This window comes from Roseivivax sp. CAU 1761, assembly GCF_054482755.1.
Genome location: NZ_JBTLRM010000020.1, coordinates 12,236 through 31,517, shown reverse-complemented (window position 1 = coordinate 31,517; position 19,282 = coordinate 12,236). Strand labels below are relative to the sequence as shown.

The window sequence follows — 19,282 nt, the reverse complement described above, 5'->3', positions numbered from 1 at the left end:
GCCGGACTCCTGGCCGCCCAAAATCTTCTTCAGTAGGCCGAGCATCATGAAAGACGTCGTCGTCAGCAAAATTGACCTTTACGGCATCGGCCCCGACGGCCCCAAAGTCACCTGGTCTTCGCATCTCGGCCCTATGTATGAGGCCATGACGCTGGCGAAGCTTACGCTGTCCGACCAGACGGAAGCAGTTGCCGCAGTCACGAGCTACACGGAACACGAATTCGACCAAACGGTCTTCAGCTCTGCATCTCTGATGGCACCGTTCGTGCTCGGCCGTCCCGTCGTCGACATTCCGCAAATCTACGCCGACATGCGGTCACGTTATGTCCCACTGGGACATCTCTCGACCTCCCTGTTCGACATCGCTCTGCATGATGCGAAGGGCAAGCTCCTCGGCCTTCCAATCTACCAGATGCTGGGCGCCGCTCGTCACCGTATCCGCGCCTACGCCTCCAGCCCGCTGCTGTCGTCGGATGCGGAATACGTCGCGTACTGCGAGAAAATGCTCGCCCGCGGCTACCGCGCCATCAAGATCCACCCGTACTGCAACTTTGCGGACGATTTCCGTTTGGTCGCAGCTCTGGCGGAGCATTTCGCAGGACAGGACATTGGCTGGTCCCTAGATGCCGACGGCAACTACACGATGGAACAAGCATTGCGCATGGGACGCGCCCTGGATGCGGCTGGCTGGGAATTCTTCGAGGCCCCGATCCCGGATGCGGACCTGCCTGGATACAAGTCACTGGCTGATGCGCTCGATCTCGACGTGATCTGCGGCGGGAATGCCCTCCCTGATCTACGGCTCATTCAGCTGGCTTTGCAGATGGGGGCATGGGATCGATCCCGTTTCGACGTCACAGGGATCGGCGGCTTCACCGGCGCCTGCGCCGGAATGGCGCTGACGGCCGCGCACAACCGGAAATGCGAAGTGCAGAGCTGGGGTTATACTCTGACGCAGGCCGCGAACCTTCACCTCATGCTGGCCTACAGCAACTGTGATTACTTCGAGCAGGCCGCACCGTTTGAAAAGTACGAGTTCGGGGCCAAACAGGTCATCCGACCGGATCAGGAGGGGTTCGTGGCTGCCTCTGGATTGCCAGGTCTTGGCGTTGAGATGGACTGGGACAGCATGGCTGACAGTGTCTACGCCCACAGGGAGTTCGCTCAGTGACCGTGAAGATCAGCAGCGTCGAGGTCCTCTGCCTCAAGGATCCCGCCGGTGGGTTCTTTCGGTTCGAAGGTAGTTACCAGAATGTCGTTGTCCGCGTGCACGGCGACAATGGACTCTATGGGGTTGGGGAAACAGATTCCCCGCCGGAGGTTATCCGCGCCATCATCCAGATGGAGGGCTACAATTCGCTGGCCCAGGGCCTCGGCGACGTTCTGAAGGGGCGGTCTCTCGACGACCCTCGGACAATTTGGGATGAGATGTACGACGCCACACAGTGGTTTGGACGGCACGGCGCGGTCATCCATGCGATCTCTGCCCTCGATATCGCGATCTGGGACCTCTACGCAAAGTCCGAGGGACTTCCGTTGCACGCCGTCTTGGGGCGCGCCAGACGCGAAAAATTGCCGGCATATGCTACCATCTACCCAATGGAGGCGAGCTGCGAGGGCATAACTCGGCAGGTTGGCGACCTTCTCGATGCCGGCTTTCGAAACATCAAGTTTTGCGTCGATCCCTGGTGGGACGATATAGAACTGGTGCACACCAACCTTCGGCATCTCAGGCGTCTGGTAGGGCCCAAAACGGGGCTGATGCTGGACGTCGCACAGGAGTTCCACCGTCTGCAGCAATTGGCGCCGTTCCTCGACCTTCTCGAGGAGATCGAGGTCCTTTGGAGCGAGGCCCCCTTCCCTCTCGGAAATGTCGAAGACCATGTTGCGCTGAAAACGCGCACGCGCCTCCCGGTCGGCGTTGGCGACCTTGGCTTTACGACCTGCCGAGAGTTTTCAGAGTATCTGGAACGGGGTGCACTCGACATCGCACAACCCGATCTTTCCATGTTTGGCGGCTTTTCGGAGGCTCTGAGACTGAAGAAGATGCTCACACGCACCGACATCCGTATCGTTCCCCATGGCTACAATACCGATATCACCATCGCTGCGAACCTGCACTTCACAGCGATCCTCGAAGAGGCCAGCTACATCGAGTATTCGACGAGCCCAGCGCGTTTGCGCAGGGAGCTCTGTGTCGGATTGCCCCCCATCGATGGGGATGGCATGATCGCGATCCCGCAGCGCCCCGGACTTGGGGTAGACCTCAATGACCGGTTCCTGAAAGAGATGGCACACGCCCATGTCGCAAAGCTCTGCTCTTAAACTGTCGAAGGCCGATCTTGCCGCCGAACGGCTGGAAACGGCCATCGTCCGTTGCGAGTTAAGGCCTGGCGCATTGTTCGCCGAAGCCGAACTCGCGGAGATGTTGGACCTTGGGCGTACGCCCGTGCGCGAGGCGCTGCTACGGTTAGCGTCGGACAACCTCGTTCAGCTGTCACGGGCTGGCGTTCTCATCCCTCCGTTGGACGCCGTGACGATGCTCAAGCTACTTGAACTGCGTGAACCCCTCGAGCGCGTCTGCATCCAGAAGGCTGCTCAACGTCAGACGGAGGTGGACCGCAGGAGCTTCGAGGAAACCTTCAAGCGCCTTGAACCGCTTCCGCATAGTGACCGAGACGGCTTCCTCTTACTGCTGCGCGACATTCACGTGACCTTGGCCGCAGCTTCGAAGAATGAGTTCATTCTCTCGACGCTGCGTGCCACCCAGGGACTTTCGCGCCGGTTCTGGTTCCACTTCGCCCGTGACGAGGATCAGGATTTCTGCACTGACTTGTACTGCAATCTCCTGCGAGCTCTGATTACCCGAGACGAGACCAAGGCCACCCAGCAATCGAGCCTTCTGATGCAATATCTGCGCGAGTTCACTACAAGCCGGATCGACGCTCTGGTTTGACCCCAGCGGAAGGGAAGCGCGCGCTTCAATGACGATTGCCGATATTGTTCGTTCGGTGCACCTTGTCTCGAAACGGAGGGCGCAAGATGCCAGAATCGGCCACGTCAGCAACGCTCATAATGCGGGGCGCTACCAAATCCTCCGTTCCAGTCAACGAGTACCAAGCCCAATTGCTGGCGAACCTGTTGCGGGAACTGATTGACGAGCATCGCTTCGAGGCCGAACTCAATGCCGTCCCTGAACTGGACCTCGCAATGTTCCGCGACCTACCCGCTTACGGTCGCCTCCTCATCGGCGCCTATGCATGCGGGTTCGTGTGCGACGACCTGGCGCCCGACAGCTTCGACATCAACTGCCCTCCCCGGGAGCTTCGCTATGCGAGCTTTGCAAGCCTCCGCGCCTTCATGCATGTCCTGCTCCGGGCCGAGAGGTGGAACGATGGTGTTTTCAGCCCGATCCACGCGGCACTGATGGCGGGCCACCTGGAAGTCATTCAAGATCGGTTGTTCAACGACCAGGAGCTATACGAGCCCTATTGACCGCAGCTGACACTCCGGATCAGCTCGATGTCTCACCGAGTTCATCCTGCCACTCCGGCCGATCCTCTGGCACGAGGATTTCATTCCCCTTGGCGTCTTCCTTGAACCGCCATTCCGGGTTGTCCCAACAGAAGTGCGTCACCGAGGACGTCTCCAGCACGAGCAAACGGTTCTCCCGCGCGAAGGCGAGGTAGCTCGCCCAATCCGCCTGGGGGTTGCCTGACGCCCAGCGCTGGACTTCTTTGCGGCCTCGGGTGAGGACTACGCCGCGGTAGCTGCCAGCGACGCCTTCGTCGTAGTCAATGGACAGGTGGGTGAACATGGCTAATCCTTTTGGTCGGGGCCATCATACCCCAAAGGAAAGAACTCGTTCAATTCTTAATTTGCGTGTCGGCTTCCCGATGAGCGTCTCCAACTGAACCTGGGCGAAACTATGGCGCGTTAATCGGTCTCCTGAAATTAATTCAGGAGAGTCTTATGGTTGCCCCATCGCCCTGGGCAGGGATCACCCGCGAGGAGGCCGGAACAGCCGGCGTCGACAATGTCGACAAGTCCTCCAGCACCGTCGCATGGAAAGTCCTCGGGTTCGCCGGAAATGACACCCTCATCGGAGGCAACGGCAGCGACTGGATCCTTGTCGGGGACGGTCACGACGACGCCTCCGGCGGGGATGGCGACGACTTCATCGAAGGCCACCATGGGGACGACACCCTGCGAGGCAATGAAGGTTACGACCAGCTCTTCGGCGGGGCGGGGAACGACGAGCTCCGCGGCGGTGCCGGGGAGAATACGCTCACCGGCGGCGCGGGCGCCGACGCCCTCTACGGCTGGAACGGGATCGACACTGCCAGCTACGCGACGGCGCCGTCGGCCGGTGTATCCGTGTACCTCGACAGCAGTGACGGGACCAACACCGGCGATGCGGCAGGTGACACCTACTACGCCATCGAGAATGTCCTCGGATCGAACTTCAATGACGTCTTGCACGGTGATGCGGAAGCCAACAGCCTGAAGGGCAACGGGGGCGGCGACACAATCATAGGCGCCGGTGGCAGCGACCATGCTGCCGGGAACAAGGGGAACGACCTGGTGCACGGCGGCGATGGCAGCGACTTCGTCTTCGGTGACAACGATGCGGACGCCGTGGCCGGCGGCGCGGGCAACGATTACGTGGAGACCAACGCCGGCATGGATCGCTACGCTGACGGTGGCGCCGGAGACGACTTCATCGCGTTCGTGTCCCAGACCGACAGCGGCGGCGCCCCTGACTTCACACGGATGGCGATCACCGGCGCCACGGCCGATACCTACTTCGGCTACAACGGCGCCACCGGCGGGGATGGCAACGACCTCATCAAGGCGGCCGGACTGGTCGGTTTCCTCGACGGCGGAAATGGCTCCGACATCATCGACGGGCGAGATGCGAACTCGAACCGGAACATGGTCGACCCCGCCCTACGTTCAGGCATTAGCGACCCGGAGGAGGCGGCCACCCATATCTTCGGCGGCTCGGGCAATGACATCCTGATCGGCGGGGGCCGCAACAACGTGTTCCACGACGACAGATCGGTGGTCCTGATCGACGCGCTGGGCGGGTCCTCGAAGTGGAACGACGCGGGGGTTGCCCATGCCGACATCCTCGGCGGCTGGGACGATGCGAGCGGGGCGTCCGTCTCGCTGATCTCGGGGATCACCGGCTCAGGCTGGAGCGACAGCGATGTCTACGTGCTGGGCTCGAACTACGCCTACGCTGCGGGAGGGACCTACCACGACACCATCTACGGGTTCGACATCGCGCGCGACAAGCTCGACTTCTCGGATACCGGTCGGACGATGCGCGATCTCCTGGCTGCCGCCTCTCCCCCCGGCACGGATACCGGGATCTTCGCAGAAGGCAACGACACCGTCATTCGGTTCACGATGGATAGCGGCGCGGTACGCCGGGTCGAGCTCAAGAACATCGACAAGGCCGATTTCATGGCGAACCAGGGGGCGATCTTCGATGTCGGGTCGTCGGCCGCCGTGACAGACGCCATGGCGACCCTCGACACCCTCGAGGAGCTCTACCTTCCGAACGATGCCGGCGACCGGTACGACGGGTACAATGGCGACGTGCCCGTCCAGGCGTTCAGCTCCACCGACACGGCGGCGATCAATCTGAGCGGCGGCAACATGTCGTTCAACAACGTCATCCGAAACCAGGGCAATGCCTCCGACACGACCGTGAAGTCCGTGGGCTTCGGGCACGACATCTTCTTCGACAACGCCTCGACCGTCGCGAACAAGATCGCCGGCAATGACGGCCAGGACATCCTGATCATGCGGGCCGGCCACGACAAGGCCCATGGAGACGACCAGGCCGACCTGCTGATGGGCGGCCTCGGGTCCGACTCCATGGAAGGCAACCGCGGGAACGACGTGCTGATCGGTGACGAGCACTACGCCGACAAGGCGTCCGGGACGCATGAGGACCACCTCTCGGGCGGGTGGGGAGACGACATCGCTGATGGCGGCGCCGGGAATGACGTCGTGCAGGGCAACTACGGTGAGGACACCCTCTACGGCGGTGTGGGCGCCGATACCGTGGATGGCGGCTTCGGCGACGACGTCATCTTCGGGGACGGCAAAATCTCGTTTTCAGAGTTTTCGGCCTGGATCGACCGGCTGCCCGATGCTGCCACCGGTGATCGTGGCGGCCTGTACGCCTGGGCGGACGACACCACGGGACAGAACCCCGTCGAAATCCGCCCCGGAGAGGTCGAAATCCGCTATACGTTCGGCTCGGATGTCGAAAGCGCGTTGTACAATTTCGACGCCGTGGCCACGGGCAACGGGAATGACTTCCTCTTCGGGGGCTTCGGCAACGACACCATCTACGGTGGGGGCGGTGACGACGACCTCCGCGGTGGGAGTGGCGATGACTCCCTCGAGGGGGGCGATGGCAAGGACACCCTCTACGGCGGGAGCGGAAACGACACCCTGAATGGTGGGGACCTGCGCGATGAGATCTACGGTGGCCGTGGTAACGACCAGATCGACGGTGGCGCTGGTTGGGACCTCATGTTGGACGGCGGCGATGGAAACGACATCATCCGCTCGGGCGCTGGGCGCGACTTCATCAAGGGCGGCAATGGCGCCGACACCCTCTACGGCGGGGTCCACGACGATGTGTTCATCTTCGACGCCAATGACGGGCGGGACGTGATCCATGACTTCGGACGCAACGACAACCCGGCAGATGATGTGGACGTCTTGCGGTTCGAGGGGCTCGCGGCCAGTGACATCACTCGAAACGAAGTCGTCGGCGCGGACACGATCATCGAGTACGGCCGCTTCAACCAGATCGTCCTAGACGGCTACACCGGCGCGGTGACCTTCGAGTTCGTCTGATCCATGGAAATGGCCACCGCCTCCTCGGGAGCACGGTGGCCATTTGAAGCTTCACGAGCGCGCGCTTTTCAGGGTTTACCATGTGTGAGGCGCTGTGGACGAGCTTCCATGGCCGACAGTACCACGCCCCCGGCGCCGACGCGCCGATGGATTCCGGTCAGTCGCCAGATGTTTCCTGAACCTCGGTACGCGTAGGTTCACTGTCCACCCAAGAGAGAATTAGTTCGACCTCCTCCGCAGGAAGTTGAGGCCCCAGAAAAGGCATTCTGGGGAGGCTTCGACCCGTGATGCGACGCACCAGTTCGCTGCCGTCAGGGTCTCCCCAAACCACGACCGGTCCATTGGAACTGCCATTAAGGAGGTGCTGGAAGGTATCCAAACGCAGGCCGCCCGATGCTCCATGTGCGGAGTGGCACATCGTGCAGCGGGTCTCGAGGATCCGTTTTATTTCCTCCCACGTGGGCGCAGAGCCTGAATTCGCAAAGCCAGGCCCTGCTGCGACGATGCATAGACCCGTGAATGACTTCGACAGCCACGACATGCCCAGGCCCCTCGCGCTGCCCCGTACTGGTTCGTAGAGTACCAGAGGGCAATGAACGCGACCAGCAATCATGGCGTCAGCGTGAGTGCGTGATCCGTGGTATTCTCCCGACATTTATCACGGCCGCGAGTCGGCCCATTCTGGAGGCACTGACATGCCGACCTACCAAGTTTTCTCAGCAGCACTTTTGGTCCTTGGAACGCACGCTTCGGCCGTGGACATCTCCCTCGACGAACTTCGCGCAGCAGTGTCGAAATATCATGACATCGAGCAGGCCTACGCCGATGGCTACATCAACCCCGACAACCACTGCGTCTCGGCCGAGGCTGAGGGCTTGCCTGCCGAGCTGGGCGCCATGGGCATCCACATCATCCATCCGCAGTTGTTGCAGATCACGGCGACCGATCCCCGCGTCGATGGCACCGGAACCCATGTCGACTGGATGCGCCCTGCGATCCTCATTTACGAGCCCCAAGCAGATGGTTCGATGGAGTTGCTGGCCGTCGAGAACCTTGTTTTCGAGGCAAGCTGGAAAGCGTCCGGCCGCAGTATGGATGAGCTTGTCTTTAATGGGCGCAACTGGGATCACATGGCCGATGATCCGGCCACCCCAGGTGACGAAGCACACGGGTTTACGCCGCACTTCGACCAGCATGTTTGGTTGTTCAGGGATAACCCAATGGGCGAACTGATGCCGTTCAACCCATCCGTTTCCTGCGAGTACCATACGCACTAGGCGAACACCCGCCGTCTTTTCTTGCAGAAGCATGTTTCTGCACCCGCGATGCTGCACTGCAACGTGACTTTCCGCGGCGTGTCTTCTATGTTCCCTGATCGCGGCCGAGATCGGATCGCGCACATTTTTTTTGGAGGTACCCGATGATTCCTGTGAGTGAAGAAACGTTGGTATCCCTGCGCCAGTTCGTTCGCGCCAAACTTCAAAAACCCGAGGCCGAGCGCATGTTTATGAAGACGCCGAACACCCTTCTTGGCGGTTTGAGCCCGCTCGAGGTTCTCACAAGGCGGGATCATTTCGAGATGATGCAGCTGAGCACGGTGGTCTCGCAGCTCAAGGGCCTTGCTTCCGGCAACATGAAGGCCGCCTGAAGGCACGAAGCTGGACGCCCGCCGCGGGGGGCGGGCTACCTCACATCATCAAGAGCAATCCGAGGAGCGGCAGCGCAGCTGCCGCCCACACCATGCCGTCCAGGCCTTCGAGGAAGCTGTCTTCCTCGGACTCCTCTTCATCCCCTTCCGGGGGGTCTTCTGGGGGATCGACAAACGGAAGCTCGGGATCATCCCCAGGACCTGCGTTCTCACCCTCCTCCGGGGGGTTGTCAATCTCCTCCATCACCACGCGCATCTCCTCGGTCGGCACGAAATCAGTGAGCTTGATCTGCATGATCTCGTAGGGCTGCAGATCCGCGGAGATGTAGCCGTCGTTGTGGACGTCGGATGGCTGGAGCTGACGCACCACCGGCGTGGAGCTCTGGTCCCCGGGATCGCTGCCTGGCGCGACGCCCAGGACCTGCACATCCAGTGAGCCGACATCCTGGAACATGGAGGAGACGTCGATCTCCTGGCTGATCGGGTTTTCAGAGTTTGACGCAAAGTAGAAGACCGCTTCCCCGTCGCCGTAAAAGGCGTGAACATCGAGGTCGGGGAATGCCGCGTTGTCGGCCATGTCGCCCTGCCCCCGGAGATCGATGACTGACTTGCCGGGGAGGCTTTCCGCCATCATCGAGTACATCTGGCCGGCCGGGGTGAGGCAATCGTGCTCCCAGCCCAGGCTCATGGCGGCCGGCGACCACTGGAGGAGCGGCCAGACCTGCGCGTCGGTGACGCCATGATCAGCGAACTCCTCGACAATCTGCAGCAGCTCGTGGGCGTTCTTCAGCCCGTATTCCTCGTGGCTTGTATAGTCGTAATCCTTCGAGGACTGGTTCCATTCGCTGACATGGGTTTCCACGTCCCGGAAGTTCGGGTCCGCCTTCCAGGTCTGGTCGATCTGGTCGAGCATGAAGCTGCGCTGCCATTCGCCGACATCATCTGAGACCTTGGAGTAGACATGCGCGGTGATCGCGTCGACCGCATCGATCTCCGCGGCCGTGTCGAAGTGTGACTTGATGATCTCGTTGTTGATCGCGGTGAAACCGCCTTGGGGCATGCCCTCAAGCTCGAGCCCGTAGCGCTCGTTGACAGCCTCCACGATTTCAGAATGCGTCATCCCCTCGTAGTCTTCGTCGATGCTAGAATGGCTGAAGTTGGTCCCCATCTGCACGACGATGTCGGTTTCGGCGGCCTGCGGGTGGGTCTCTTCCAACTGCTTGAGCTGGTCGTCGACGATCCTCGACATCTCGCAGGCGACCCGGCCGTACTCGGTGGCGTTCATGCGGCCGGAGCCCCAGTACTCGTTGCCGATCTCGAAGCCCGAGATGGTGACGTCGCCCCACTTCCCGGTGATGGCGTCGCTGACGAACTGGCGCAGGTTCTCCTCGTCCACCTGGGCATACCGGTCGCCGTGCTCGTCGGTTTCCTCGGAGAGCTGGTCGCGCGTATTGAGCACGAGGACCGTGTTCAGACCCTCGGCCTCGGCGTAGCCCATGAACTCTGAAATCTCGATGAAGTCGACCTCTTCGCCAGTCTCCCGGTCGGCGACAAGGGAGCGATCCGGGTCGGCGAAATCGAAGTAGGTCTCGGTGATCGAACCGCCCGGGTAGCGCAGAGTGTGGACGCCAAGGTCATCGATCAGCTCATCGTAGTTGACCGCCTCCTCGAAGGAGTCCCTGTGGGCGAGGAAGTTGCCTCCGAAGAGGCCTTCGCCGACCTCCTTGCCGCCTCCGAATATTTCCAACTTGGGCATAGTTAACCTGCGAACTGCTGTTTGTTCGCAGGTGCCCAACTCGCTTAATCACGGGTTTCCCGGCCGCTGTAGCGACTGAGGCGTTTTCCTACTTCAAAATCCTTGGCTCCTAGGCAAGCAGGCACAACGCTGCCTTGTTCAAACCAGCAAAGGGGAAGTCTGCAAACCGTGGTGGTCCGCTATACAGGGCCGTAGGTGCAGGCTTGTCCGGGCGCGGCGCATTTCGGCGCCCTGTCGGACCGGGCCCCCTTGAACCATCCAGTCTTACATCCATATACCATCCACACGGATGGAGATTTCACCATGGTTGAGATAAGGCAGCTCAGAGGCAAGCCACCCGATAACGAAAAGATTACCATCAATCTCGGCTTCGTCGACCTCGGTCGTATCGATCTTCTGGTGCAGGAGGGGTTCTACTCCAACCGCAGCGACTTCATCCGCACCGCGATCCGTAAGCAACTCGATACGCATGGTGAGGCCGTCGACCGCTCCATCGAGCGTCATACCATGGAACTCGGCCTGCGTGACTTCGGCCGAGCGGAGCTGGAGCAGCTTCGCGCGGCTGGCGAGGTCCTGCACATCAAGGTGGTGGGCCTTGCCCGCATCGGTTCAGACGTCACGCCCGATCTCGCCCGGGCGACCATCGGCTCGATCACCGTCCTCGGCAGCCTTCAGGCGCCCGCGGACATCAAAAAGGCCCTGGCCGACCGCATCCTGTAGCGGCGGCACTTACAAGGACGGATCATATGATCACCTTCAACGCCGGCGCTTGGCGCCCGGCGAACGGGCAGATGCGCGCCGCGCAGCTTGCCTCCGCCAACGACCTCGTGACCCGCACCCTTGCCCAGCACGGTCTGACGGCCGGGCCCGGAGCCGGGCTCTTCGCCCCGGGCGGCACAGAAACGCAGTCTGCCGCGCTTTCCGGTCTGCTGGCCCGCTTCCAACCCCATGGCCAGCCACCAGCAGAACCCTTGGACCTTCCGGACGGCGCAAGCTTTGCCGAGAGCAGCTTTACCTGTGCCGCCGGGACGCGCCGCTACCGCACCTATGTGCCCGCCTCGGCGCAAGAGGGGGTCACAGGCCTTGTGGTGATGCTTCACGGCTGCACTCAGACGCCCGAGGACTTTGCCGCCGGGACTGGCATGAACGCCCTGGCCGAACAACACCGCTTCGTCGTCGTTTATCCGCAGCAATCGCGCGGCGACAACGCTCAATCCTGCTGGAACTGGTTCAGCCGTGGTGACCAGAAGCGCGACCGCGGCGAGCCTGCCATTCTTGCCGGCATGACGCGCGAGATCATCGCCCGTCATGCCATTCCCCAAGACAGGGTCTTCGTGGCAGGCCTTTCAGCGGGGGCGGCGATGGCCGTCATCCTTGGCGGTGTCTATCCGGATCTGTTCAAGGCGGTGGGCGCCCATTCCGGGCTGCCCGCAGGTGCCGCAAAGGACGTCCCCTCCGCCTTCGCAGCAATGGCCGGGTGCGAAACCGCGAGCGCCCCGCCCGCGGCGGCCACGCGGACCATCGTCTTCCACGGCGAAGCCGATGCTACGGTTCATCCGTCGAACGGCGAGCTTATCGTCCGGCAGGCTCTCGGGGGCGGTCCGGGGCAGAGTCTTCAGATAGAGAATGCGGGCACAACGGGCGGACGGTCCTATCGGCGCTGCACGACCTACGACGCCGCCGGCATTGAAGCGGTTGAACACTGGGTCGTAGAGGGCTTGGGGCACGCATGGTCCGGCGGACAATCCGCAGGCAGCTATACCGATCCGCAAGGTCCCGATGCGAGCACAGAGATGATCCGCTTCTTCTTTGGTGGCTCCGTTCGATAGGTCGGGGGAAAGCATCGCTACGGAGTTGCTATCGCGTACAGCAATTGTGAGCCTGACGAATGCTGTTGCACTGCTCTGAAGGAACCTGTCCTGCCAACAAGCCTCGCCCCACCGCCGCGCGAAGGGCGGCAGTGGGGAACCGGCGCCGCGGTACCCGGCCGGAGGCGAATGGTCGCCACAGGCTGGGTACGGCAGGCGTGCCCATGCCATGACTGCGAAGCCTCCTACGTCCAACACGGTGAGTTGGGCTCGAAGCTAAGGTCCCAACGTGGCCGACCCATTCGATCAGGCGCAAGGCACGCAACCATCCCGCCCTCATGCCGAGGGAGAAGCCCGACGGGCACAGACCGCCGAGGTGGCGCCGAAGCCCTCAAGATCGGCACTAACGGCGAGCAGCGAGCCCTGGAGGCCATTTCTCATCCGCAGCATGTAATTGCCAAGCAGTAGGGCGGAGAGGGAAAGGAGCGTACGTGTCATCACCCGGCCAATGTAGACGGCGGAAGGGAGGTTCCTGAGAATGCCCCTTGTAGGCGGGTCCAAACGAAAAAGGGCGCCCTGAGGCGCCCCATCCGTCGAACCGGGTTCGAACCGTCCGTTCAGGCGAGCTGAAGGTTCGAAGCGGACTCGCGGCCATCGCGGCCGCTTTCAATGTCGTAGGTGACCTTCTGGTCATCCTGGAGGCCGGTCAGCCCAGCGCGCTCGACGGCGGAAATGTGGACGAAGACGTCCTTGCCGCCGGTCTCGGGCGCGATGAAGCCGAAGCCTTTAGTAGTGTTGAACCATTTCACGGTGCCAGTGGCCATCGTGTGATCTCCTGTAGTTTTCAACCTGTTCGCGGGGTGCAACAGCGTGGCTTTGTTGGCCAAGATCGAGTTCGCTGAGTTCCGGAGGGAAAAGCAGGGGATCGATTGAGGTAACGTAGCGTGCCCCTTATTGCACGGCACTCGAGGTGTGTCCATCGCAAATTCGTACGCCGGCGGAAAGCCGCTAGAAGAACGCACCGCGAACCCTAGGGCCGAGTGAAGCCGTCGGATGCGGTGCCGACGCAGGAGAACCGCCAGCGGCCCTCGTCAGACGTCGATGCGCGAGGACCGAATGCGCACAGCTTTCATTCGCTGTCGGTCGCCTTCTGGACCGCCGCGTTCGTTCCCTTCACGGCCAGCTTTCCGGCCCCAACGACGCCTTTCACCGCGGTCTTTGTGACGAACAGGGTTCCGTCCACGGTGTTGTCGACCGCTTTCTCCGTGGTGCAATTGGCGAGGGTCATTGCGGCAACGGCCGCGATAACACACAGAACACGGCTCAGATTCATGGTCTTCATCACGGGAACTCCTCGAACTGCTACGCGGGAACTCTGCGGGACACTGACCCGCCGCCCGAGAGAGAGGGTACCCCACAAGCGAACCTGTGAAAAACGAATATGAATTGCGGTTATTATGAGCGAGCCTTATGGTTTCCTACGTGGACACTACGCTGGTGAAGACATTCCTCGAGGTCGCTGCCGCCGGATCATTCGTTTCGGCGGCCGAGCGGTTGTTCGTCGCCCAATCTGCTGTGTCACTTCGGATCCAGCGCCTCGAGCAGGAACTGGGAAAGCGTTTGTTCGAAAGGTCTAAGGCAGGGGCCGACATGACCCCGGCTGGCCGAGAGTTCGAACGGTATGCCCTGTCGCTGCTGAAAGTTTGGGAGGAGGCCCGCCAACAGGTTGGCATCCCTCAAGGGTACAACCGAAGTCTTACCATCGGCGCGCAGTTTTCACTCTGGCCGAGGCTGGGCTTTCGGTGGGTCGATGGCCTGAGGGCGAACGTCCCGGAGCTCAGCCTTCGACTTGAGCTTGGAATGCCCGAACGCCTGATGCGCATGCTCGTGCAGGGCAGCCTTCAAGTGGGCCTGATGTACACACCCCAGCTTCGCCCGGGCCTGATGGCGGACCGCGTCATGGACGATGAGCTCGTTTTGGTCGCCTCGTGGGCCCAGCCCACCCTCGACCTCGAGGGTCGATACGTTTTCGTCGATTGGGGCGAAGAGTTTGTCCACGCCCACGCGCTGGCGATGCCTGGATTGACCAATCCGGGCCTCACGATGGCCCTTGAGGCAATGAGCGCCGAGTACCTTATCGGCCGGAGCGCTGCCGCGTACTTGCCTGCCCGGTATGTCCGCCGATACGTGTCCCAGGGTCTGCTGCACCTCGTCCCCGACGCACCCTCGTTTCCGTACCCGCTTTGGGCCCTCTGGCGTGACGACATCGAGGAGGGGCTTGCGGAGATCGCGCGGGACACTCTCGCCAGCGCCGCTGAAAGAGCAGACGCCGACCAGGACGCGGTGATCGATGAACTGTGTGAAATAAGCAACACCAATGAAATCGAAGTCCTTGGTGAAACACGGGATCTCATACCCGAGAAAAACTCATCTTAACCGCAAATATTATCAATTATCCTTGCCGATGCGATCTCGCCTATCCGGTAAGCGCGGTGCCGTCCACCTCGGCCGTCACCGGTAGAGGAGATCGTTTTATGAAGTACCTTTCGTTTGCCGGCGTTTCGGCCTTTGCCCTTCTACTTGCAGCTCCAGCCCTTGCTCAGGGTGCCTTGGTTGGCATCGAGGCGCTCGACGACCGCATCGACGACATCGAGGAGGATGTCGCAGAGGAAATGCGCGAAGGCGACGATCCGCAACGCTATCGCAGCAATCAGTATGCTCAAGGCTGGACCGGAAGCGTGTCTCTGGGGTTTTCCGGGACAACTGGCAACACCGACACGGCCGACCTTTCCTTCGCCGGGCGCTTCCGCTACGGGGCCGGCCCCTGGAACCATACGTTCGGTTTTGCTGGCGAGTTCGCGGAGGACAATGATGTCCGCAATAAGGAAGAGGTGTTCGCGACATACGACGTGAACCGTTACCTGAACGAAAACCTCTACCTCTTCGGACTGGGAAGCGCCCGGTACGACGATTTCTCGACCAATGAGTGGGATGTCTTCCTGGGCGCCGGCCCGGGCTACCGGGTGGTGAACCAGCCAAACGTCACCTGGCGCGTCCAGGCCGGGCCTGGCGTCCGCTACCTTCTTGACCAGAATGGTGATGACGACCACGAGGCGGCAGGAATTGCGTCGTCGCGTTTTTATTACAAGTTCAGCGAGACCACGTTCATGACGAACGACACGGACTTCCTCTTCTCGGATTCCGACCGGCTGGTGACGAACGACGTCGGCATCAATTTCAAGATCTCCGCCCGCTTAGCGACCCGGTTGAGCTACCGAACCGAGTTCAATAGCGACCCCCTGCCGGGCCTCGAGAAGACAGACAACACGTTGGGACTGTCACTCGTTTACGGGTTCTAAGCGCGTTAGAGGGGCCGCCCGAAGGCGGCCCCTGCTGAGATGTCTCTGACTTCGGATCAGTTGAACCCGCTGCTGAAGCCGATCCCGTCGCCGGCATCCACCCCGAGGGTGTTGCCCATCACGGTAATGACGGCCGGCACTGCGACCATCGCCGAGCCGATGGCAATGCGCCAGATGCCCTCACCGTACTTCACCTGCTGGCCCTGGCTGTCGACCGCCGCCTTCAGGCGCGCCAGACCGAGCCCCACGAAGGCCACACCGGCGACGAAGCTCGCGCTGAGCGCCAGAGTGCCGAAGCTTTCCATCATGCCGTCCAGATCGGAGGCGATGTCGCCAAGGGTGGCCTCCTGCGCGGACGCCTGGCCCGCATAGAAGGCAGCCATGACGCCAGTCACCGCGGCGAGGGGTGCGTTCTTGATCTTCGAAAAGACTTTGTTCATCTGCTCAATCTCCTGAATCTGTCCCCGGCCACCGGGCCGTCGAGCGATACCCGCGAAATTTGCGGGGGTTACTTAAATGGCTTTAAGGAAAGCCGCTTCGTGGGCGTTTCCACCTTCTTAGGATTTCCTCACTCAATCCTGGGCATGGAAATGTACGGACCCACGATGATTACAAGATCGATCCCCCTGCTGGCCGGTCTGGCGGCCGCCCTGCCCCTGGCCTCGCCGGTCGCCGCGTCGCCATCTCCGAAGGTCGAGTACGTGTTCGCCGTGAAGGAAGGCGTCATGAACCGCTGCATTGGGGATGCCGACATCGTCTTTGCGCTGGCGAACGCCGCCCTGGAGGAAAACCTCGAGCTCGGACGCTGCGATGTGCACCGGGTGGTCAACTCCTGCACCTTCCGCTACCGGCACGCCCAGCGCGATGGGCTCACCTACGTCGCCCTCGAGGCCCTGAAGTCCGCGCAACGCGTGGAAGAGGACTGCCGGGAGAGGTACCGGGAGCCTTTGGCGGAAAAGACCTTCGGCCTGATCACAACGTTCACCGGCACGTTCGCCGGCGTGCTGCACGGCAACCTGGTGGACGCCTGTTCGCGGACCCATGATCTCGATTGCGTCGACGAGGCCCTCACACGGACGGCTGAACAGCCCATCGCCAGCGACCTCGCCTGGCTCTACGTCGATGATGACGGCCGGCTCGCTCAGTTGGCCAGCGTCGACCCTGACAAACACGGCACCGTGCCCACTGTGTCGGTATCTTCCGCCGGCGCATCGCGAAGCAGCCACGCCGCCTATTCGGCCGCCCCCAAGGTGGTAGCGGACATCCTGATGCTCCGGGACGTGATGATCGCCGCCTATGAGGGCGAGATCCCCGATGGGAGCCTGGCGGAAGGCGCCAAGATCGGGATCGAGGAAACCGGCTTTACCGTGGAAGACGGTCGCGTGCAGGTATCCAGTGATGTCGGTCCGCTCGAGGTGTCCGGCATCAACGGGATGATGCGCATCACGGCCACCGTATCGCAGGGCATGTGCACCGCGCTGCTCGACCGGGACACCGAGTTCGGCGCCACCGAAATCACCGTGGGCAAGGACCTCTGGGTCCCGGGCTCCGACGCAGAAGCTGTCTGCCCCTCTGGAAACTCTGAAATCGGGATAGTGTACGAATGAGCTACTTCCAACTGAAACTGAAATTCCAGGCACCCTGGCTGCTGGAGGCGCCCACCAGGGAGGCCCGCCTCGACGGTGCCTTCGCCATCAGCGACAAGATCGCCGAGGCCATCGGTACGGAATGCATCGTTGCGATGGATGACCGTGACCGCTTCCTGGTGATCCGGGACTGCTCGGCCGTTACCGAACGCGAGGCCATCGGCACGCTGCTAAGGCCCCTGCTGCAGGCGATCCCGGAGATGGAGGTCCGGGAAATCAGCTCTCGCCCGCTGGGCGCGGTCGTTTACCAGGGCGAAGGCTCTCCCTGATACGTCGTCCTCACGAACGGGAGAACGAGATGCCGCGGGCCTTTGCGACGAAACGGATTCTGATTTCTGCGATGACAGCCACCGTGATGGCATTTTCAGGATCCGCGGCCTTGGCCGTGCCGAAAAGCCTGTCGTGGATTTCGGTCGACGCGAAGACCGGCCGGGTCCTGGCGCAGCACGATGCCTACAAGCTCCGCCATCCGGCCTCGCTGACCAAGATGATGACCATTTACATGGCGCTCGATGCCATCGAGGATGGTCGGTGGACGATGCAGACCCGCCTGAAGGTCTCTGAAAACGCGGGCCGGAAGCCGGCCTCGAAGCTCTACGTGAAGGCAGGCACGACGATCACGGTGAGCGATGCCATCCATGCGCTGGCCATCAAGTCGGCAAACGACGTCGCCACGGTGGTGGCCGAGAACTACAGTGGCACGGAAGCCGAGTTCGCGGAGGCCATGACAAAGGCGGCCCGCCAGCTCGGCATGAAGAACACGACGTTCAAGAATGCCTCCGGACTGCACGACGAGGGTCAGGTGACCACGGCCTACGACATGTACCGCCTCGGCCTGGCGCTCCAGGACCGCTTCCCGCGGGAATACGGCATCTTCGCGAAGACGGGCTTCCGCTACCACGGCAAGTGGATCGGGGGGCATAACCCCTTCCTCGGGAAGTGGCGGGGCGTGGATGGCATCAAGACGGGCTACACCCGGGCGTCGGGCTTCAACCTGGTAACCAACCTGAAGAAGTCGAACCGCCACCTCATCGCCGTGGTGATCGGTGCGGATACCTCTGCCCAGCGCAACGACAAGATGGCGCAGCTGATGTCGTCAACCTTCGCGCGCACCAGCACCGGTGCCCGCACCCTGGCGCGCATCGACCGGGATGTCTGGGTTGAACCCGTGCGCATTACCTGGACCGCGAACATGCGCCCCGAGGTAAAGGCGCGCGACCCGGAAGGCGCGGACATCGAGCCCCCCGAAAAGCCGAGGCTGCTGGCACAAATGACGGAGCAGGACTTCTACGCCAAGGACACAGCCACCCTGCAGCGGATGCTCAACGACATCGCGCGCATGGAGAAAGAGCAGCCCGACGTTCAGGTCGCATCGGCGGATTCTGAAATCGAGGCAGATGAACCGGCGCTCGCGACCGTGGGGCCAGTGGGCACGATCTCGACGCGCGGGAGTGCCGGGCCAAATTGGGACCTCTTTTCCCGCGGCATGAACGACGAAGTGCGCGCCGCCAATCTGGGTGTCCACGAAGAGCGCAACCCGGTCGAGGACTGCCTGAAGGGGCAGGAATGCTACATGGTCGGCGCCGAGATCGACGAGAAGGGACATGTTCGGATCTCGAGCCCGTCGATCTACAGCGCGATGGTCACCTCCGTGGAGCCTGTGACCTCGGGCACCGAGATCGCTGCAGCAGTCCCCGCCATCCGGCCTTGCCTCAGGACTCCTCGGTGAACTGTACCCTGCAAGTACCGTAAAGGTAGCTGGCTGACCAGGTCAGGACCATGAAGCCCAACAGCGAATGGATCATGGCCACGATCCGCATGGGGCCAATGACGCTCATGTTTGTCTGCCCAAGCGTCGCGAAATTGAGCCCCGAATAGTAGTAATAGTCGTTCCATTTGCCCTGAAATGCGCCGCCGAACGCTTCCGGCCAGAGATTTGCGTGCAGCCAAACGTACATCAGCCCCCCGGCGACGATGTGCACGAGGTGAATGAGGCCGAGAAGGATGAACACCGCAATCGGCAGGAACTTCGTCCTCCGCACCCATCCGGGGACCACGGCAGTGGCGATCACGAGCATTCCGCGGTGCGCGAAAGCCGTCACGACGAGCAGTAGAATGCCGATGAGCGTTGCCATGTTCTCCCCCGATGACCTGAGAGCGCTCTTAGCAGGATCCCCCGT

At 61.8% G+C, this 19,282-nt stretch carries 21 protein-coding genes; 14 read left to right on the top strand and 7 right to left on the bottom strand.

Annotated elements, in window-relative coordinates:
- Window positions 1–46 precede the first annotated feature (46 nt).
- The 4 genes from ACXYMW_RS13020 (at window position 47) to ACXYMW_RS13005 (ending at window position 3,495) form a co-directional block, all read left to right on the top strand.
- Window positions 47–1,171 (top strand): enolase C-terminal domain-like protein, encoded by a 1,125-nt coding sequence (locus ACXYMW_RS13020; protein ID WP_459035757.1) that lies wholly within the window; start codon window positions 47–49, stop codon window positions 1,169–1,171.
- Entirely contained in the window at window positions 1,168–2,325 is a 1,158-nt protein-coding gene (locus tag ACXYMW_RS13015; RefSeq protein ID WP_459035756.1) for a mandelate racemase/muconate lactonizing enzyme family protein, read from the top strand. Before ACXYMW_RS13020 ends, ACXYMW_RS13015 begins: the two co-directional genes overlap by 4 nt.
- A complete protein-coding gene (locus ACXYMW_RS13010; protein WP_459035755.1) occupies window positions 2,303–2,956 on the top strand; it encodes a GntR family transcriptional regulator in 654 nt (217 codons plus the stop codon). The genes ACXYMW_RS13015 and ACXYMW_RS13010 overlap by 23 nt, the downstream gene beginning before the upstream one ends.
- 86 nt (window positions 2,957–3,042) lie before the next feature.
- Window positions 3,043–3,495 carry a hypothetical protein gene (locus tag ACXYMW_RS13005; protein ID WP_459035754.1) on the top strand — a complete coding sequence of 151 codons (453 nt, stop codon included), beginning with the start codon at window positions 3,043–3,045 and terminating at the stop codon, window positions 3,493–3,495.
- Between the two features lie 19 nt (window positions 3,496–3,514).
- Here ACXYMW_RS13005 and ACXYMW_RS13000 read toward each other — a convergent pair whose 3' ends face one another.
- Window positions 3,515–3,817, bottom strand: coding sequence for a hypothetical protein (locus tag ACXYMW_RS13000; protein ID WP_459035753.1), 303 nt, complete (start codon window positions 3,815–3,817; stop codon window positions 3,515–3,517).
- 155 nt (window positions 3,818–3,972) lie between these two features.
- On the opposite strand from ACXYMW_RS13000, the gene ACXYMW_RS12995 reads away from it, so the two are divergent.
- Window positions 3,973–6,885 (top strand): calcium-binding protein, encoded by a 2,913-nt coding sequence (locus tag ACXYMW_RS12995; RefSeq protein WP_459035752.1) that lies wholly within the window; start codon window positions 3,973–3,975, stop codon window positions 6,883–6,885.
- A 157-nt stretch (window positions 6,886–7,042) separates the two neighbouring features.
- Here the strand turns inward: ACXYMW_RS12995 and ACXYMW_RS12990 are convergent, their stop codons facing one another.
- Window positions 7,043–7,303, bottom strand: a complete 261-nt coding sequence (locus ACXYMW_RS12990) for a c-type cytochrome domain-containing protein (protein WP_459035791.1) — start codon at window positions 7,301–7,303, stop codon at window positions 7,043–7,045.
- Between the two features lie 277 nt (window positions 7,304–7,580).
- Between ACXYMW_RS12990 and ACXYMW_RS12985 the strand changes: the two genes are divergently transcribed.
- On the top strand, window positions 7,581–8,162 hold the full coding sequence (locus ACXYMW_RS12985; protein ID WP_459035751.1) for a hypothetical protein: 582 nt from the start codon (window positions 7,581–7,583) through the stop codon (window positions 8,160–8,162).
- A 143-nt stretch (window positions 8,163–8,305) separates the two neighbouring features.
- Entirely contained in the window at window positions 8,306–8,533 is a 228-nt protein-coding gene (locus ACXYMW_RS12980) for an antitoxin Xre/MbcA/ParS toxin-binding domain-containing protein (RefSeq protein ID WP_459035750.1), read from the top strand.
- A gap of 40 nt (window positions 8,534–8,573) precedes the next feature.
- Here ACXYMW_RS12980 and ACXYMW_RS12975 read toward each other — a convergent pair whose 3' ends face one another.
- Window positions 8,574–10,289 carry a hypothetical protein gene (locus ACXYMW_RS12975; protein WP_459035749.1) on the bottom strand — a complete coding sequence of 572 codons (1,716 nt, stop codon included), beginning with the start codon at window positions 10,287–10,289 and terminating at the stop codon, window positions 8,574–8,576.
- A gap of 303 nt (window positions 10,290–10,592) precedes the next feature.
- Here ACXYMW_RS12975 and ACXYMW_RS12970 point away from each other — a divergent pair, with 303 nt between their 5' ends.
- Together ACXYMW_RS12970 and ACXYMW_RS12965 are read left to right on the top strand one after the other, a co-directional pair.
- Window positions 10,593–11,009 (top strand): CopG family transcriptional regulator, encoded by a 417-nt coding sequence (locus ACXYMW_RS12970; RefSeq protein ID WP_459035748.1) that lies wholly within the window; start codon window positions 10,593–10,595, stop codon window positions 11,007–11,009.
- A gap of 26 nt (window positions 11,010–11,035) precedes the next feature.
- Window positions 11,036–12,118, top strand: a complete 1,083-nt coding sequence (locus tag ACXYMW_RS12965; protein ID WP_459035747.1) for an extracellular catalytic domain type 1 short-chain-length polyhydroxyalkanoate depolymerase — start codon at window positions 11,036–11,038, stop codon at window positions 12,116–12,118.
- A gap of 596 nt (window positions 12,119–12,714) precedes the next feature.
- Here the strand turns inward: ACXYMW_RS12965 and ACXYMW_RS12960 are convergent.
- Both ACXYMW_RS12960 and ACXYMW_RS12955 read right to left on the bottom strand, forming a co-directional pair.
- A complete protein-coding gene (locus ACXYMW_RS12960; protein WP_459035746.1) occupies window positions 12,715–12,921 on the bottom strand; it encodes a cold-shock protein in 207 nt (68 codons plus the stop codon).
- Between the two features lie 305 nt (window positions 12,922–13,226).
- On the bottom strand, window positions 13,227–13,439 hold the full coding sequence (locus tag ACXYMW_RS12955) for a hypothetical protein (protein WP_459035745.1): 213 nt from the start codon (window positions 13,437–13,439) through the stop codon (window positions 13,227–13,229).
- Window positions 13,440–13,567: 128 nt separating this feature from the next.
- Here ACXYMW_RS12955 and ACXYMW_RS12950 point away from each other — a divergent pair, with 128 nt between their 5' ends.
- Window positions 13,568–14,533 (top strand): LysR family transcriptional regulator, encoded by a 966-nt coding sequence (locus ACXYMW_RS12950; protein WP_459035744.1) that lies wholly within the window; start codon window positions 13,568–13,570, stop codon window positions 14,531–14,533.
- 98 nt (window positions 14,534–14,631) lie between these two features.
- Window positions 14,632–15,456, top strand: coding sequence for a DUF481 domain-containing protein (locus ACXYMW_RS12945; protein WP_459035743.1), 825 nt, complete (start codon window positions 14,632–14,634; stop codon window positions 15,454–15,456).
- 56 nt (window positions 15,457–15,512) lie between these two features.
- Here the strand turns inward: ACXYMW_RS12945 and ACXYMW_RS12940 are convergent, their stop codons facing one another.
- Window positions 15,513–15,896: a DUF6750 family protein gene (locus ACXYMW_RS12940; protein ID WP_459035742.1), complete on the bottom strand. Its 384-nt coding sequence runs from the start codon at window positions 15,894–15,896 to the stop codon at window positions 15,513–15,515.
- Window positions 15,897–16,040: 144 nt separating this feature from the next.
- Here ACXYMW_RS12940 and ACXYMW_RS12935 point away from each other — a divergent pair, with 144 nt between their 5' ends.
- The 3 genes from ACXYMW_RS12935 to ACXYMW_RS12925 are packed head-to-tail and all read left to right on the top strand — an operon-like array spanning window position 16,041 to window position 18,831.
- Window positions 16,041–17,063 carry a hypothetical protein gene (locus ACXYMW_RS12935; protein WP_459035741.1) on the top strand — a complete coding sequence of 341 codons (1,023 nt, stop codon included), beginning with the start codon at window positions 16,041–16,043 and terminating at the stop codon, window positions 17,061–17,063.
- Window positions 17,060–17,371, top strand: coding sequence for a hypothetical protein (locus ACXYMW_RS12930; protein ID WP_459035740.1), 312 nt, complete (start codon window positions 17,060–17,062; stop codon window positions 17,369–17,371). Before ACXYMW_RS12935 ends, ACXYMW_RS12930 begins: the two co-directional genes overlap by 4 nt.
- 29 nt (window positions 17,372–17,400) lie before the next feature.
- Complete coding sequence (locus ACXYMW_RS12925; protein WP_459035739.1) at window positions 17,401–18,831, top strand: D-alanyl-D-alanine carboxypeptidase family protein; 1,431 nt, start codon at window positions 17,401–17,403, stop codon at window positions 18,829–18,831.
- Here the strand turns inward: ACXYMW_RS12925 and ACXYMW_RS12920 are convergent.
- Window positions 18,815–19,237 (bottom strand): hypothetical protein, encoded by a 423-nt coding sequence (locus tag ACXYMW_RS12920; protein WP_459035738.1) that lies wholly within the window; start codon window positions 19,235–19,237, stop codon window positions 18,815–18,817. The two genes, ACXYMW_RS12925 and ACXYMW_RS12920, sit on opposite strands and share 17 nt — an antisense overlap.
- Between the last annotated feature and the right edge of the window lie 45 nt (window positions 19,238–19,282).

Coding starts and splice junctions, on each gene's coding strand:
- ACXYMW_RS12985 (WP_459035751.1), top strand. CDS start 7,581: ATGCCGACCTACCAAGTTTTCTCAGCAGCACTTTTGGTCCTTGGAACG.
- ACXYMW_RS13020 (WP_459035757.1), top strand. CDS start 47: ATGAAAGACGTCGTCGTCAGCAAAATTGACCTTTACGGCATCGGCCCC.
- ACXYMW_RS12995 (WP_459035752.1), top strand. CDS start 3,973: ATGGTTGCCCCATCGCCCTGGGCAGGGATCACCCGCGAGGAGGCCGGA.
- ACXYMW_RS12960 (WP_459035746.1), bottom strand. CDS start 12,921: ATGGCCACTGGCACCGTGAAATGGTTCAACACTACTAAAGGCTTCGGC.
- ACXYMW_RS13005 (WP_459035754.1), top strand. CDS start 3,043: ATGCCAGAATCGGCCACGTCAGCAACGCTCATAATGCGGGGCGCTACC.
- ACXYMW_RS12930 (WP_459035740.1), top strand. CDS start 17,060: ATGAGCTACTTCCAACTGAAACTGAAATTCCAGGCACCCTGGCTGCTG.
- ACXYMW_RS12950 (WP_459035744.1), top strand. CDS start 13,568: ATGGTTTCCTACGTGGACACTACGCTGGTGAAGACATTCCTCGAGGTC.
- ACXYMW_RS12920 (WP_459035738.1), bottom strand. CDS start 19,237: ATGGCAACGCTCATCGGCATTCTACTGCTCGTCGTGACGGCTTTCGCG.
- ACXYMW_RS12945 (WP_459035743.1), top strand. CDS start 14,632: ATGAAGTACCTTTCGTTTGCCGGCGTTTCGGCCTTTGCCCTTCTACTT.
- ACXYMW_RS13000 (WP_459035753.1), bottom strand. CDS start 3,817: ATGTTCACCCACCTGTCCATTGACTACGACGAAGGCGTCGCTGGCAGC.
- ACXYMW_RS12955 (WP_459035745.1), bottom strand. CDS start 13,439: ATGAAGACCATGAATCTGAGCCGTGTTCTGTGTGTTATCGCGGCCGTT.
- ACXYMW_RS12925 (WP_459035739.1), top strand. CDS start 17,401: ATGCCGCGGGCCTTTGCGACGAAACGGATTCTGATTTCTGCGATGACA.
- ACXYMW_RS12940 (WP_459035742.1), bottom strand. CDS start 15,896: ATGAACAAAGTCTTTTCGAAGATCAAGAACGCACCCCTCGCCGCGGTG.
- ACXYMW_RS12935 (WP_459035741.1), top strand. CDS start 16,041: ATGGAAATGTACGGACCCACGATGATTACAAGATCGATCCCCCTGCTG.
- ACXYMW_RS12990 (WP_459035791.1), bottom strand. CDS start 7,303: ATGTGCCACTCCGCACATGGAGCATCGGGCGGCCTGCGTTTGGATACC.
- ACXYMW_RS12970 (WP_459035748.1), top strand. CDS start 10,593: ATGGTTGAGATAAGGCAGCTCAGAGGCAAGCCACCCGATAACGAAAAG.
- ACXYMW_RS13010 (WP_459035755.1), top strand. CDS start 2,303: ATGTCGCAAAGCTCTGCTCTTAAACTGTCGAAGGCCGATCTTGCCGCC.
- ACXYMW_RS12975 (WP_459035749.1), bottom strand. CDS start 10,289: ATGCCCAAGTTGGAAATATTCGGAGGCGGCAAGGAGGTCGGCGAAGGC.
- ACXYMW_RS12965 (WP_459035747.1), top strand. CDS start 11,036: ATGATCACCTTCAACGCCGGCGCTTGGCGCCCGGCGAACGGGCAGATG.
- ACXYMW_RS12980 (WP_459035750.1), top strand. CDS start 8,306: ATGATTCCTGTGAGTGAAGAAACGTTGGTATCCCTGCGCCAGTTCGTT.